Source organism: Rathayibacter sp. AY1E2, assembly GCF_002932325.1.
Taxonomy (GTDB): domain Bacteria; phylum Actinomycetota; class Actinomycetes; order Actinomycetales; family Microbacteriaceae; genus Rathayibacter.
This window is the reverse complement of the sequence record NZ_PSVO01000012.1, coordinates 61,628-74,871: the sequence shown is the minus strand read 5'-3', so window position 1 is coordinate 74,871 and position 13,244 is coordinate 61,628. Positions and strand designations below refer to the sequence as shown.

Here is a 13,244-nt window from a genome sequence, read left to right as displayed (position 1 = left end):
CGCGGTCCGCCCGTGACGCCCGGTGTCCCTCCGTGACCTCCGGTGTCCCTCCGTGACGCCCGGATCGGGGAATGCCTCGCCCCCGGGGCTGTTAGCCCAGGGGATGTCCTCCACCACTCCCGTCCCCCCGTCCGACCCCCGCAGCGCCCTCGTCGTCGGTGCGACCGGCATCGGCGGCTCCGCCCTCGTCGACCTGCTGGCCGAGCAGGGCTGGCCGGTGACCGCGCTCTCGCGCCGCCCGATCGACGCGCGCCCCGGCGTCACTCCGCTCGCCGCCGACCTGCGCTCCGCCGAGGATCTGGCCCGCGTGCTCGCCGACCAGCGCCCCACGCACGTCTTCTTCACCGCCTGGTCGCGCCAGGCGACGGAGGAGGAGAATATCGCGGTCAACGGCGGCATGGTCCGCGACCTCCTCGCCGCGCTCGCGCACGCTCCCGTCGAGCACGTCGCGCTGGTGACCGGCCTCAAGCACTACCTCGGCCCGTTCGAGGCGTACGGGCAGGGCGCGATGCCCGACACCCCGTTCCACGAGGAGGAGGAGCGCCTCGACGCCCCGAACTTCTACTACGCGCAGGAGGACGAGCTCTTCGCCGCGGCCGGGCGCGCCGGGTTCACCTGGTCGGTGCACCGCTCGCACACGGTCATCGGGCACGCCGTCGGCAACGCGATGAACATGGGGCTGACCCTCGCGGTCGCGGCGTCGATCCACCGTGCCGAGGGCACCCCGTTCGTGTTCCCCGGCTCGCTCACGCAGTGGAACGGACTCACCGACGTGACCGACGCGACGATCCTCGCCGAGCAGATGCTCTGGGCGTCGACGTCGGAGGCGGGCCGAGACCAGGCCTTCAACGTGGTCAACGGCGACGTCTTCCGCTGGCGCTGGATGTGGACCCGGATCGCGGAGCACTTCGGCGTCGAGCCGGTCGGCCCGGGGGAGGAGCCGCAGCCGCTCGAGCAGCAGATGACCGGTGCCGAGCCCGTCTGGCGGCGCCTCGTCGACGAGCACGGGCTGATCGAGCCCGACCTCTCCCGCGTCGCCTCCTGGTGGCACACCGACGCCGACCTCGGCCGGAACCTCGAGGTCGTCACCGACATCGGCAAGTCCCGCCTCGCCGGCTTCACGGCGTTCCACCGGACGGTCGACTCGTTCACGGCGCTCTTCGACCGCTACCGCGCGGAGCGCCTGATCCCCTAGCGGTTCGCTGCGGCGCCCCTCGCGATGAGCACGTCCGGCGAGAGCTGGTGGCGCACGAAGCGGAGGGTGAAGCTGCGGCGGTCTCCTCCGGAGACCCGCTCGGCGAGGACGCGGATGCCGAGGACGGCGACGACGCGCCACTGCTCGGTCTCGTGGGCGACGACGGCGCAGAAGAGGTCGCCCGGGCGCACCTCGTCGACGGTGGTGGTGAGGCTGTTCGTTCCGTGGGTCATCTGGCCGCTCCTGGTTCCGGCGGACCTCGCGGACGGCGCTTCGGGTGCGCCGCGCAGCCGTCCGCCGGTCGCTCGAGAGGGGGGCCCGAGCGGCCGGCGGCCGGTCATGCGTGCGACAGCAGGGACGAGCCCGCCGGAACGACCCCGTGCCGCAGGAGCAGTGTAGGACTGCGACCCTGACCGTGGCGCGGAATGTCAACCACTTGCGAGCGCGCTCCCGGGGTTCTCAGGCCCGGAGACGACGGAACCCGCCTCCCGGGCGGGAAGGCGGGTCGTGTCGGTGTTCGGCGGCGGAGCCTGATCGGGAGCGGCTCCGGCGCGGAGGGTCAGGCGGCGGGCTCGGCGCGGCGCAGCGGGACGGCGGCGTTGCTCGTCGGCTCGGGCACGATGCGGAGGCCGGCGCCGCTGTTGGCGCGCTCCATGAGTGCCTCGACCCACTCCGGGTTGATCGTGGGCTGGCGGCTGCCCTTGAACTCGAACTGGATCGGGATGGTCGGGTGCATCCACACGCCGCGGCGGCCGGTGCCGGCCTGGGGGCTCGCGTCGAGGGTGAGCAGGAAGCGCTCGTCGCGGCGGAACTTGTTGATGATGACGATCTGGAGGTGGGCGAGGGCGCGGTCCTCGACCTCGATGGCGGCGGGGGGAGTGCCGTACAGGATGTTGCCCATGGTGTGCTCCGATCTGACGTGCGAGTGGCTGACGTCCGTCACTCTATATCGCTAGAAAGACTTCCTACTAGTTGAGCTAGCTACTTACGTCGCGGACTGCGTTTTCTGTCCATCGCCGCCGGTCGCCTCGATTCTCCGACGGATCCAGGGCGCGGCAGAAGTCCCTCGGAGTGAACTCTCGGGGACGCACGGCCACGGCCGCGGGGACGCGCGTCAGGCGCGGCGTTGCTCCAGCACGCCGTCGGCGTACTCGCCGATCGGCTCGCCCGCGAGCTCCTGGGCGGCGTCGACCGTCTCGGAGTCGGCCGGGCGCTCGACGATGTCGCGCATCGTCTGCAGGAAGCGGATGACGGTCCCGGCCTCGGAGGGATTGAGCGTCTCGGCCGCCTCGAGCATGCGGCGGTGCATCTCGTCGAGCGTCTCGCGCACCTCGCGGTGGGAGGTGGGGGTGGCGACGATGCGGATGGCCCTGCGGTCGCTCGGGTGCGGCTCGCGGACGACGTGCCCGCTCTTGACCAGCCGGTCGATGAGCACGGTCGTGGAGGCGGAGGAGATGCCGAGGTAGGAGGCCAGGTCCTTCGGGCTGACGTGCAGGCCCTTCTGCTGTCGGCGCATGAGGAACTGCACGGCCAGCAGGTCGTTCTCGCCCATACCCATGGATCCGCGGGTCCGGCGGCGCATCGCGGCCTCCGCCGTGCGGAAGGCGCGCATCGCGGCGAGGACCTCCACCGCTCCGGGCTCGGTCGCCTCACCCGAGAACCAGAAGGCCCCGGGTCGCTTCAGCGTGACCTCATCCATGCCGAACAGTCTAGACAGTCTCGTAGCAAGAAGATCTAGACAAGCCAACCTCCCCCGAGGTGCTTGCCTGGAAGGGCGGCGACCACTACGAAGGGACTACTAGTTAGACGAGCTAGTGACTCATTCGCGAAGGGAGCTGCCCGTGCTGGACGAACTCGACCGCCTGCAGCCGCTCCTGGCCGACGTCGTGGATCCGCTGGTCGGCTCCACCCTCGCCTGTCGCTACCTCGTGCTCGAGCGGGTGGGGGAGGGCGGCAGCGCCGTCGTCTACCGCGCCCGCGACCTCCGCCTCGCCCGCCAGGTCGCGGTCAAGGTCCACCGCGACGTCCCGGACACCCCCAACGAGCGGGCGCGTCGCGAGCGCGAGATCCGCTTCCTGATCGACTCGCGTCACGCCTCCGTGGTGGACGTCCTCGACCAGGGCGAGATCCCCGGCGAGGAGGGGGACCTCGCGTTCCTCGTCCTCGAGTACTTCGACCGCAGCGACCCGGCGGCCGACTGGTTCGCCTCCGGCGACCAGCGGCTCGTCGCGGAGGTCGGCGCCCAGGTGGCCGACGCTCTCGCGCACCTGCACGCGCAGGGCGTCCTCCACCGCGACGTGAAGCCCGAGAACGTCCTCGTCCGCTCGCGCGCCACCGCATCCGGCTTCTCCGCGCACGAGGCCAAGCTCAGCGACTTCGGGATCGCCCGCTCGGTCGACGACGCCCGGCTCACCCGCTCCGACGTGCTGGTGGGCACCGCCGCGTACCTCAGCCCCGAGAGCCTCGGCTCCGGCCCGGTCGGACCGGCGTCCGACGTCTACTCGCTCGGGCTGGTCCTCCTCGAGGCCGTCTCGGGCCGCAGGGCCTACACCGGCACGACGCTCGAGATCTCGATCCAGCGCCTCCACCACGCGCCCGTCGTCCCGGAGACGGTCCCGGCGGAGTGGCGCGAGCTGCTGACCGCGATGACCGCTCTCGATCCGGCCGACCGCCCCTCCGCCGAGGAGGTGGCACGCCGGCTCTGGGCGCGCCTGGCCGGCGGCCCCGCCGCAGCCCCCTCCCGCAGCGGAGTCACGGGCACGGTCGCCCTCGTCGCCGCGGGCCTGGTCGGCGCGGTGACGGCCCTCTCGCTCACCGGCTGGCTGGGCTGAGCACCCCGAGCGGTCCCCGTCCGCTCAGGTTCCTCGCGAGCGTGCTCCCGTAGGCTCCGGGCGACCCTCGACCGACCCCGAGCCGCGTCGCCGCGGACCGAACGGAGCCGATCCCATGAGCCCGCGCCGCCTCTTCCGCCTGCTGTCGATCGTCGAGGCGGTGACCTGGACTCTCCTGATCGTGGGGATGCTGCTGAAGTACGCGGCCGGAGCCGGCGACTGGCCGGTGAGCGTCGCCGGGCCGATCCACGGGTTCGCGTTCCTCGCCTACGGAGCCGCGGCCCTGGTGCTCGCGGTGAACCAGCGGTGGTCGGCGGGCGCGACGGCGCTCGCGGTCGTCAGCGCGGTCGTGCCCTATGCGACGGTCCCGCTGGAGCGCGGCTTCGAGCGCCGCGGCCTGCTGGAGGGCCCGTGGCGGACGCACGCCACGGACGACCCGCGCGACCGGCGCGTGACGAGCCGGCTCCTCCGCTGGGCGCTCGCGCGGCCCGTGCTCGCCGGGGCGCTGGTCCTGGCTCTGGTCGCCGTCGTCTTCGCGGCGCTGCTGGTGGTCGGCCCGCCCGGGGGCGGCGAGGCCTGATCCCGCGCGCGGCGCGCCTCAGACGGGGCGCGTCTCCGCGTCGATGAGGATCTCGGCGGCGCGACGCGCGTGCAGGGCGGCCTCCGGGGTTCCGGCGATGGCCGCGGTGGTCTGGGCGCCCTCGGCGAGGATCGCGAGCTGCGCGGCGAGCTCGGCGCCGCCTCCCGCCTCCTCAGCGAGGGTCGCGAGGAAGCGCTGGAACGTTTCCTTGTGGTCGCGCGCCATCTCGGCGACCATCGGGTTCGACGAGCCGAGCTCCCCGAAGGCGTTGATGAAGCCGCAGCCGCGGAACGAGTCCTCGGAGAACCAGTCGAAGAGGAAGTCGTAGATCGCGAGCAGCTTGCCGCGGGGTCCGTCCGCCGCGGCGACCCGGGTGGTCACGCCGAGGGTCCACTGCTCGTGCCGGCCGTGCAGGACGGCGACCACCACCGACTCCTTGCTCGGGAACTCCGAGTAGAGGCGCTTCAGCGAGACGCCCGCGGCCGTGCGGAGCTCGTCCATCCCGACGGACTGGATGCCGCGCTCGTAGTAGAGCCGGTCGGCGGCCGCGAGGATCGCCTCGCGGGGAGGGCGCTCGTCGAGGATCGGGGACATCCCTTCATGGTAGGCGGTACCAGAACGGGCGTTCTCGGTCGGCTGCCGCGCTCGCCGCAGGGGGTCCGGGGGTCGGACGCTGCTGCTAGCGTCGCGCTCGGGTGCGCAGGCGCCCGGGGACGGGAGGCGGACGCATGGTCGTCGCGATGCAGGCCGAGGGATTCGACGGGCCGGAGGCGCTGCGCGCCGTCGAGGTCGATCCGGGGGAGCCGACGCCCGGCAGGGTGCGGATCGCGGTACGCGCCGCGGGCGTGAACCCGGCCGATGCGAAGCTCCTGCGCGGGATGTTCGGGCGCGGTCGGGTGCCGGTCCGGCCGGGCAGCGAGGTCTCCGGAGTCGTGACCGCGGTCGGCGAGGGGGCCGAGGGGCCGCTCGGACCGATCCGCGTGGGCGACGAGGTCGTGGCGTTCCGGGTCTCCGGCGGCTACTCCGACGAGCTGGTCGCGCCCGCGAGCGCGGTCCTGCCCAAGCCCGCCGGGCTCGGCTGGGCGGCGGCCGCGGGCCTGCTGCTGGCCGGGACGACCGCCGAGCACCTCGTCGAGGCCACCCGCGTCTCCTCCGGGGTCACCGTCCTGGTGCAGGGGGCGAGCGGAGCCGTCGGCTCGCTCGCTGTGCAGCTCGCGGTCGCCCGCGGAGCACGGGTGCTGGGCACCACGAGCGAGCGCGGCGAGGAGGTCGTCCGCCGCTTCGGCGCGGAGCCGGTCCGCTACGGCGCCGGGCTGGAGGAGCGCGTGCGCGTCCTGGCCCCCGGCGGCGTCGACGTCGCACTGGACACGGCGGGCACCGACGAGGCGCTGGACGCCTCGGTGGCTCTGGTCGCCGACCGCTCGCGCATCGCCACCGTCGCCGGCTTCGAGCACGCCGCCCGCCTCGGCGGGATCCTGATGCTCGGTGGCGGACCGGGAGCCGATCCCGGCACCGCGCTCCGCGACGCCGCCCGGCCGGGCCTGCTCGACCGCGCCGGTCGCGGGGAGCTCGAGGTCGTGCTCGGGCCCTCCTTCCCGCTGACCGAGGCGGCCGCCGCGCTCGCCCTCGTCGAGTCGGGCCGCGCGCGCGGCAAGACGGTCCTGCTCCCCTGAACGAGACGTCCTCCCTCGACCTGCCGGCCCTCGGGCCCTTCGACTCCGCCGGCGCCGCGAGCCTCCTCCGCAACCACGCCCTCCCCGGAGTGGAGCGGGTCTCGGCCGACGGCCGGCGCCTGGAGCGCCTGCTCACCCTCGACGGGGCGCCGCGGCCGATCGTGCTCGAGGTGACGGAGACCGGGCTGCGGGTGGAGGCGGAGCCGGACGTGCTGACGCCGGCGGCCGCGGTCGTCCGTGCCTGGTTCGACCTCGACTCCGACGTCGTGGCGATCGGCGCCGAGCTCTCGCGGGACCCGCTGCTCGCCCGCTCCGTCGCGGCCCGACCGGGGCTGCGCGCGACGCAGTACCCGGAGGCGTTCGAGGCGGCGGTGATGGCGGTCCTCGGCCAGCAGGTGTCCGTCGCCGCGGCCCGGACCTTCGGCGGACGGACCGCCGCGGCCTTCGGCGCCCCGGGGGAGCGCGGTCTGCTGGCGTTCCCCGAACCCGCCGCCCTGCTCGCGCCGGAGTTCGAGGCGCTGCGCTCGGCGATCGGGATCACCAACGCCCGGGCGCGGACGGTCCGTGCCGTCGCCGAGGCCTTCGCCGCCGGACCCGTGCTCGACCGCGCGGGCGACCTGCCGGAGCAGCGGCGCGCGCTCCTCGCGATCCCGGGCATCGGGCCGTGGACGGCCGACTACCTCGCGCTCCGGTTCCTCGGCGATCCGGACGCCTTCCCCGCCGGCGACCTGGTGCTGCGGAAGGCGCTCGGCCGGGTGAGCACGGCGGAGGCGGAGGCGGCGTCGCAGGCGTGGCGGCCGCACCGGGCGCACGCGGCGTTCCACCTGTGGGCGAGCACCGGAGCGGTCTGAGCGGGCGGACGACCCGAGTCGAGAGCCGCGCCCGGACCGGCGGCCGGGACCGGCCGCCGACGGATCAGGTCAGGTACTCGACGTCGTCGTACAGGATCGGCGCGTCCTCGGCGTCCGGATCCTCGACCGGGACGTCCTCGTGCTCGAGGATGACCGCGACGCCCGGGGAGACCAGCACGCAGACCTCGCGCTCGCCGGCGACCGTGAAGCTCACCATGTCGCCGCGGTTGCGCACGGCCTCGACCAGGCGCTTCTCGAGCTCCTCGGTGTCGAGGGAGACGGCGAGGAGGAAGCGGCGGCCGTCGATGCTGAGCGTGGTGCGCCGCATCGTCGCCTCGGGCTCGGGAGGCGTGCCGCGTCCGCCGCGGCCCGGCGTGACCGCCTTGACCCGCAGCGACGAGGCGTGCATCCGGATGACGGCGTTCACGAGCCCGCCTCCGGGCGCGACTCGTGATGGCGGCGGCCGCCGGAGCGGCGGTCCTCCTTCATCTCGGACTCGAAGAGGTGGCGGCGTCCGCCGGCGAGCTCGTCGCGCGCGGCGCGCTCCTGCTCCCGGAACGCGGCGTAGTAGGTGTCGTCGTAGTCCTCGACGATCTGGAAGGTCCAGCGCCCCTCGATGACGTTGCGGCCGACGAGCTCGGCCTCGATCCGCTCGGCGGTCGCGGCGTGGCCGGCCTCGCGCAGCGCGTCGACGGCCTCGCCCAGAGCGAGGTCGGCCGCGCCGGTGAGCCGGTGGAAGCCGTAGAGCAGACCGCGGGCGTGCTCGACCGTCTCGAGCGCCTCCGAGAGCTTCCCGAGCGCCGCCACGGTGGCGTCGTCGAGACCCTCCGGGCGCAGGTGCGCGGAGTCGGGGTGGTCGTGTGAGCTGCTCATCCAGGTGAGCTTAGGCCGACCTAAATGCTCTGTGACCCCCTTGCGCCGCCGCCGGGAATGGTTCGTGCCCGGAGCGGCAGGGCGGTCAGGTGCACGTCGCGGAGCGCTCCGTCGTCGGCGACGGCGGTCAGGAAGGTGCAGGCCGGCTGGCGCCTCCGATCCGTCGGGGAGCCCGGATTGAGCAGGCGGAGACCCGCCGGGGAGACGGTGTCCCAGGGGATGTGGCTGTGCCCGAAGACGAGCACGTCGGCACCCGGATGGGCGGCGTCGGCGCGGGTCTCGCGGCCGGTCGCCGCTCCGGTCTCGTGCACCACGCGGACGTCGAGGCCGGCGACGCGGGCGCGCGCGACCTCGGGCAGGCGGGCGCGCAGCGGCTCCGGATCGTTGTTGCCCCACACGGCCAGCAGGAGCGCCGCCCGCTCCTCCAGCGCGTCCAGCGTCGCCTCGTCGACCCAGTCGCCCGCGTGCACGACCAGGTCTGCCTTGTCGACCGCGCGCCACACCTCGTCCGGGAGGGCCTTCGCCCGCTTCGGGAGGTGCGTGTCGGCGAGCAGGAGGAGGCGGACCGGACCGTCGACCTCGGGTGGAGAGCCGTCGGGGCCGGGCTGGAGCAGGGGCATCAGCGGGCGGGGCCGGGCGTCGGCTCCACTCCGCCGTCGGCACCGGGCTCGGTCGCGGTCCCGGAGCTGCGGAGGCGGGCGTCGAGCGCCTCGAGGTCGGCGGCGAACCAGAGGTGGTCGCCGCGGTTCGACTCGACGACGAAGGCCTGCAGCGCGCTCGACTCCGCCACCGGCCCGCTGACGTCGCCGAGGATCACCAGCCGCTTGCCGTACGAGACGAACTTCTGCACGAACTCGCCGGCGATGCCGGAGCGCAGGCGGAGGAACTCGGGGTCGAGCCGGCCGACGGGCACCACGATCGTCTCGACGTCGCCGCCGTAGGTCTCGCCGATCAGCGCGATCGCGTCGTCCGGGGTCGAGAGCGCGCCTCCGTCGTCGTCGACGAGCAGGAGGGGGACGCCCTGACGGGTCTCGGTTCTCATCGGGCCAGCCAATCACGTCGGCCGGGGAGAGGCGAGCAGTGCCGTCCGGGCCTCCGCTCGGATCGTCCATTCCTGGGCCGGCCGTGCTCGCGGGGACAGCCGATCGGGCGTCCGGACGGGCTGCCCGCGCCGCCGCTACGAGCCCGGCAGCTCGACGCGGCGCTTGAAGCCCACGTGCGAGTCGACGAAGCCCAGGCGCAGGTAGAAGCGGTGGGCGTCGGTGCGGGCGGCGTCCGAGGTCAGCTGGACGAGAGGCGTGCGGAGCTCGATCGCAGCCACGTCCAGCACCCAGCGCATCAGGGCCGTGCCGATCCCGGCCGACCGCTCGGCGCTCGCCACCCGGACCGCTTCGACGAGCAGGCGGGAGCTGCCCCGGCGCGCCATCCCGGGGATCACGGTCAGCTGCAGCGTCCCGACCACGGCTCCGGCGCCGTCCACCGCGACCACGAGATCGTTGCCCGGGTCCTGCGCGATGCTCCGGAAGGCGGCCTCGTAGGCGGCCTCGTCCTCCTCGGCGGCGACGTCTCCGCGCCCGGCGCTGATCGGGTCGTCGGAGAGGAGCCGGACGAGCGCGGGGAGGTCGTCGAGCACCGCGCGGCGGAGGAGGAGGAGGCTCCTCTCCCCGGGGCCGACGTCGCAGGGGAGGGTCAGGTCGGCGATCATGCCCTCATCCTCCCGCGGCCGCTCGCTGCTCCACCCCGGGAGCGGTCGTCGGAGGCGGGCACGACGCGGCTGAGAGCGGCAGGGGGATCCTGGTGCCCGGTCCGCACGTCCACGCGCCGCGTCCCGCAGCCGACGCAGCGGACGTACACGACGACGCCCTCGCTGGTCCGGTGGGCCGACTCGGTCGTCCAGCCGTGCTCGTGCGGATCGACGGCGGGAGCGAGCGGCTCGGAGGGGTGCGGGGAGGGGGTGGAGGTGCGCATGGGAGCCACTGTGCTGTCATGGTCTTATGCAGCTCAACCCTTACGGCGAGTACGCGGTCCTGCTCGCCGCCTCCCTCGCGAACGACTGGCCGTCCGACCGCGAGGGCATCGAGGCGCGCACGCGCGAGTTCGGCATGACGATGGCCTTCGAGTCCGGCCCGGACGACCACGCCCGGACACGCGACGTGATCGACGAGTGGCTGGAAGTGGTCGACGCGCCGACTCCGAGCGACCGGGCGACGTCGCTGAACCGCCAGATGGCCGCGATCGCCGCGTATCCGCGCCTGACCGACCACGACGACGAGGGCTGGCACCTGCACTACCGCGACCAGGACCAGTCTCTGGCGCACGTCCTCCACGCCGTCATCGCGGTGGGCACGGCGCTGCACCTGACGACCCGGGGGATGAGCCGTCTCCTGCGGTGCGAGGCCGGTCGGGCGCCGGGCGACCACTGCAGGAACGTCGTCGTCGACGTGACGCGGAACGGCCGGCAGCGGTACTGCTCCGTCCGCTGTGCGAACCGGGCCGCGGTCCGGCGGCACCGCCTGCGGCACGCGGAGTGAGTCCGCGCCGCCCCGTCACTCCGCCGCGTCGCCGCCCGGCTTCATCCAGAACGGGGAGTAGTGGTAGCCGTCGAGGTCGTCGAACTGGCGCTGGTACATGAAGGGGTAGTCGTCGGTGTCGCCGGTCCGGCCGCCTGCGGCGGCGGCCCGCTCGACGAGCTCGTCGACGGCCTCGCGGCTGTCGAGGTCGAACGAGACGGTCACCTTCGAGGGGGTGCCGGGGGCGCCGATCAGCTCCTCGGTGGCGCCGACGCTCTCGTACATCGCGCGGCTCGCCAGCATGACGGACGTGTCGGGACCGATCGCGAAGCAGGAGACGTCCTCGCGGGACATCTCGGTGTTCAGGGTCCAGCCGAGCGCGGTGTAGAAGGCGGTGGCGCGCTCGACGTCGTCGACCGGGCAGGTGATGAAGAGGCTCATGCGCTCACCCTCGCCATCCGCGGGCGGGCCGTCAAGAGCTCCGCGAGGGAACTCCGGACGGCCCGCCGGGACTCAGCGGAACGACCGCAGCCGCAGGCTGTTCAGCACGACGAAGACGCTCGAGAACGCCATCGCGGCGCCGGCCACGAGCGGCCCCAGGAGTCCGGCCATCGCGAGCGGGATCGCGGCCACGTTGTAGGCGAAGGCCCAGAAGAGGTTGCCCCGGATGACCGCGAGGGTGCGGCGCCCGAGGCGCAGGGCGTCGGGCACCCGGCCGAGGTCGTCGCCGACGAGGGTGATGTCGCTCGCCTCGATCGCCGCGTCCGATCCGGCGCCCATCGCGATCCCCACGTCCGCGGCGGCCAGCGCGGCGGCGTCGTTCACACCGTCGCCGACGAAGGCGACGTGGCGGCCCTCCGCACGGAGGCGCTCGATCACCGCGAGCTTCTCCTCCGGCAGCACCTCGGCGACGACCTCGTCGATGCCGACGGCCGAGGCGACGGCCTGCGCCGCCCGCGGGTTGTCGCCGGTCAGCACCATCACCCGCAGGCCCCGCTCGCGCAGGGCGCGGACGGTGCGGGACGCCTCCGGCCTCGGCTCGTCGCGGAGGACCGCGAAGCCGCGCAGCGCCCCCTCCCAGCCGACGCCGACGACGGTGCCGCCCTCGGCGGTCGCTCGCTCGGCGCGCTCGGCGAGACCGCCCGGCGCGAAGCCCCACTGCTCCTCCAGCCAGCGCAGCCGGCCGGCGACGACCAGGCGGCCCTCGACCCGGGCACGCACGCCGAACCCGGTGCTGGAGCGGAATCCGGTCGCCTCGGGGACGTCGAGGTGCGCGGCCCCGGCCACGATCGCCGCGGCGAGCGGATGCTCCGACCCGCGCTCGACGGCGGCGAGCAACCGCAGGCTCTCGTCGTCGCTGGACTCGACGACCTGGAACGCGCCGGTGGTGAGCGTGCCGGTCTTGTCGAGCACGACCGTGTCGATCCCGCGCCCGGCCTCGAGCACCTCCGGCCCGCGGAGGAGGATCCCGAGCTGGGAGCCGCGGCCGGTGCCGACGAGGACGGCGGTCGGGGTGGCCAGGCCCAGCGCGCACGGGCAGGCGACGACGAGGACGGCGACGGCGGGAGAGACGGCGGCGGCGAGGTCGGCGCCGGCGATCAGCCAGCCGGCGAGGGTGGCCAGGGCGAGCACCACCACGACCGGCACGAAGACGGAGGAGACGCGGTCGGCGAGCCGCTGGACGCGCGCCTTGCCGGCCTGCGCGTCCGAGACGAGGCGGCCCATCCGCGCGAGCGTGGTCTCGGAGCCGACGCGGTCGACGCGGACGGAGAGCAGGCCGTGGGCGTTGAGCACTCCGCCGGTCACGGTCGAGCCCGGGCCGACCTCGACCGGCACGCTCTCGCCGGTGAGCATGCTCGCGTCGATCGCGCTCGAGCCCTCGAGCACGGTGCCGTCGGCGGCGACGGTCTCGCCGGGGCGCACGCGGAGGAGGTCGCCGACGGCGAGCGAGGACGCGGGCACGCGCTCCTCCTGCCCGTCGGCGGCGACGCGCACGGCGTCCTTCGCGCCGAGGCGGAGGAGCGCCCGGAGTGCCGCACCGGCGTCGCGCTTCGACCGCGCCTCCAGGTAGCGGCCGGCCAGCACGAGGACGGGGACGGCGGCGGCGACCTCGAGGTAGATCTCGTCGTGGCCGGAGCGGCTGCCCAGCAGCTCGAACGGCATGCTCATGCCGGGCCGCCCCGCGTCGCCGAGGAACAGAGCCCAGACCGACCAGGCGAAGGAGGCGCTGACACCGAGGCTGATCAGGGTGTCCATGGTGGTGGAGCCGTGCCGCAGCGCCCGCCAGGCGTTGCGGTGGAAGGGGAGCGCGCCCCAGACCGCGACCGGTGAGGCGAGGGCGAGGCACAGCCACTGCCAGTTCGCGAACTGCAGCGGCGGGATCATCGAGAGCAGGACCACCGGCACGGCGAGCAGCGCGGAGACGCGGAGCCGGGTGCGCAGGGCGCGCCGCTCGCGGTCGTCGTCGCTCTGCTCCTCCTGCTCCTCCGTGGGAGCCGCCTCGCCGATGGAGGGGACCGACGCGCTGTAGCCCGCGGCCTCGACGGCGGCGATCGCGTCGGCCGGAGTCGTGCCGGGCGGGAGGGTCAGCGTCGCGCGCTCGAGGGCGAGGTTGACGGTCGCGTGGACGCCGGGGAGCGCGTCGAGGCGCTTCTCGACCCGCGCGACGCAGGAGGCGCAGGTCATCCCTCCGATGGCGAGCTCGAGCGGGGTGCCGGTGGTCTCGGCCACG

General features: G+C 74.4%; 18 protein-coding genes. 6 read left to right on the top strand and 12 right to left on the bottom strand.

The genetic code is table 11. The features are described from left to right. The first annotated feature begins 103 nt into the window (after positions 1 to 103). Positions 104 to 1,195 (top strand): SDR family oxidoreductase, encoded by a 1,092-nt coding sequence (locus tag C5C49_RS10455; RefSeq protein ID WP_104346117.1) that lies wholly within the window; start codon positions 104 to 106, stop codon positions 1,193 to 1,195. Here C5C49_RS10455 and C5C49_RS10450 read toward each other — a convergent pair. The 3 genes from C5C49_RS10450 to C5C49_RS10440 all read right to left on the bottom strand — a co-directional run bounded on the left by C5C49_RS10450 (position 1,192) and on the right by C5C49_RS10440 (position 2,894). Beyond that, positions 1,192 to 1,428 (bottom strand): hypothetical protein, encoded by a 237-nt coding sequence (locus C5C49_RS10450; protein WP_104225949.1) that lies wholly within the window; start codon positions 1,426 to 1,428, stop codon positions 1,192 to 1,194. The genes C5C49_RS10455 and C5C49_RS10450 overlap by 4 nt on opposite strands. 326 nt (positions 1,429 to 1,754) lie before the next feature. Further along, the gene (locus C5C49_RS10445) at positions 1,755 to 2,096 is read right to left on the bottom strand and encodes an ATP-dependent DNA ligase (RefSeq protein WP_104224199.1); all 342 of its coding nucleotides are present in this window, start codon (positions 2,094 to 2,096) and stop codon (positions 1,755 to 1,757) included. Positions 2,097 to 2,309: 213 nt separating this feature from the next. Beyond that, entirely contained in the window at positions 2,310 to 2,894 is a 585-nt protein-coding gene (locus tag C5C49_RS10440; RefSeq protein WP_104282456.1) for a MarR family winged helix-turn-helix transcriptional regulator, read from the bottom strand. 142 nt (positions 2,895 to 3,036) lie between these two features. Here C5C49_RS10440 and C5C49_RS10435 point away from each other — a divergent pair, with 142 nt between their 5' ends. Both C5C49_RS10435 and C5C49_RS10430 read left to right on the top strand, forming a co-directional pair. Continuing rightward, positions 3,037 to 4,026, top strand: coding sequence for a serine/threonine-protein kinase (locus C5C49_RS10435; protein WP_181135752.1), 990 nt, complete (start codon positions 3,037 to 3,039; stop codon positions 4,024 to 4,026). Between the two features lie 115 nt (positions 4,027 to 4,141). Beyond that, positions 4,142 to 4,606: a DUF3817 domain-containing protein gene (locus tag C5C49_RS10430; RefSeq protein WP_104225947.1), complete on the top strand. Its 465-nt coding sequence runs from the start codon at positions 4,142 to 4,144 to the stop codon at positions 4,604 to 4,606. Between the two features lie 18 nt (positions 4,607 to 4,624). Here C5C49_RS10430 and C5C49_RS10425 read toward each other — a convergent pair whose 3' ends face one another. Next, complete coding sequence (locus C5C49_RS10425) at positions 4,625 to 5,200, bottom strand: TetR/AcrR family transcriptional regulator (protein WP_104224170.1); 576 nt, start codon at positions 5,198 to 5,200, stop codon at positions 4,625 to 4,627. Positions 5,201 to 5,334: 134 nt separating this feature from the next. Between C5C49_RS10425 and C5C49_RS10420 the strand changes: the two genes are divergently transcribed. Next, a complete protein-coding gene (locus C5C49_RS10420; protein ID WP_258068438.1) occupies positions 5,335 to 6,279 on the top strand; it encodes an NADP-dependent oxidoreductase in 945 nt (314 codons plus the stop codon). Beyond that, positions 6,276 to 7,130 (top strand): AlkA N-terminal domain-containing protein, encoded by an 855-nt coding sequence (locus C5C49_RS10415; RefSeq protein ID WP_308471227.1) that lies wholly within the window; start codon positions 6,276 to 6,278, stop codon positions 7,128 to 7,130. Before C5C49_RS10420 ends, C5C49_RS10415 begins: the two co-directional genes overlap by 4 nt. Positions 7,131 to 7,194: 64 nt before the next feature. On the opposite strand, the gene C5C49_RS10410 is transcribed toward C5C49_RS10415, so the two are convergent. From C5C49_RS10410 to C5C49_RS10385, 6 genes are all read right to left on the bottom strand, one after another. Then, entirely contained in the window at positions 7,195 to 7,557 is a 363-nt protein-coding gene (locus C5C49_RS10410; protein WP_104224172.1) for a hypothetical protein, read from the bottom strand. After that, positions 7,554 to 8,003, bottom strand: a complete 450-nt coding sequence (locus C5C49_RS10405) for a hypothetical protein (RefSeq protein ID WP_104224173.1) — start codon at positions 8,001 to 8,003, stop codon at positions 7,554 to 7,556. Before C5C49_RS10405 ends, C5C49_RS10410 begins: the two co-directional genes overlap by 4 nt. Positions 8,004 to 8,023: 20 nt before the next feature. Further along, positions 8,024 to 8,623: a metallophosphoesterase gene (locus C5C49_RS10400; RefSeq protein WP_104346115.1), complete on the bottom strand. Its 600-nt coding sequence runs from the start codon at positions 8,621 to 8,623 to the stop codon at positions 8,024 to 8,026. Then, complete coding sequence (locus C5C49_RS10395; protein WP_104247004.1) at positions 8,623 to 9,045, bottom strand: DUF4180 domain-containing protein; 423 nt, start codon at positions 9,043 to 9,045, stop codon at positions 8,623 to 8,625. Before C5C49_RS10395 ends, C5C49_RS10400 begins: the two co-directional genes overlap by 1 nt. A gap of 135 nt (positions 9,046 to 9,180) precedes the next feature. Continuing rightward, positions 9,181 to 9,708 carry a GNAT family N-acetyltransferase gene (locus C5C49_RS10390; RefSeq protein WP_104346114.1) on the bottom strand — a complete coding sequence of 176 codons (528 nt, stop codon included), beginning with the start codon at positions 9,706 to 9,708 and terminating at the stop codon, positions 9,181 to 9,183. Then, a complete protein-coding gene (locus tag C5C49_RS10385) occupies positions 9,705 to 9,971 on the bottom strand; it encodes a hypothetical protein (protein ID WP_104346113.1) in 267 nt (88 codons plus the stop codon). The genes C5C49_RS10390 and C5C49_RS10385 overlap by 4 nt, the downstream gene beginning before the upstream one ends. A 26-nt stretch (positions 9,972 to 9,997) precedes the next feature. On the opposite strand from C5C49_RS10385, the gene C5C49_RS10380 reads away from it, so the two are divergent. Further along, positions 9,998 to 10,534, top strand: a complete 537-nt coding sequence (locus C5C49_RS10380; RefSeq protein WP_104328864.1) for a CGNR zinc finger domain-containing protein — start codon at positions 9,998 to 10,000, stop codon at positions 10,532 to 10,534. Between the two features lie 15 nt (positions 10,535 to 10,549). Here the strand turns inward: C5C49_RS10380 and C5C49_RS10375 are convergent, their stop codons facing one another. Both C5C49_RS10375 and C5C49_RS10370 read right to left on the bottom strand, forming a co-directional pair. Next, entirely contained in the window at positions 10,550 to 10,954 is a 405-nt protein-coding gene (locus C5C49_RS10375) for a VOC family protein (protein ID WP_104346112.1), read from the bottom strand. A gap of 72 nt (positions 10,955 to 11,026) precedes the next feature. Further along, positions 11,027 to 13,243: a cation-translocating P-type ATPase gene (locus tag C5C49_RS10370; RefSeq protein WP_258068437.1), complete on the bottom strand. Its 2,217-nt coding sequence runs from the start codon at positions 13,241 to 13,243 to the stop codon at positions 11,027 to 11,029. Position 13,244: the final 1 nt, after the last annotated feature.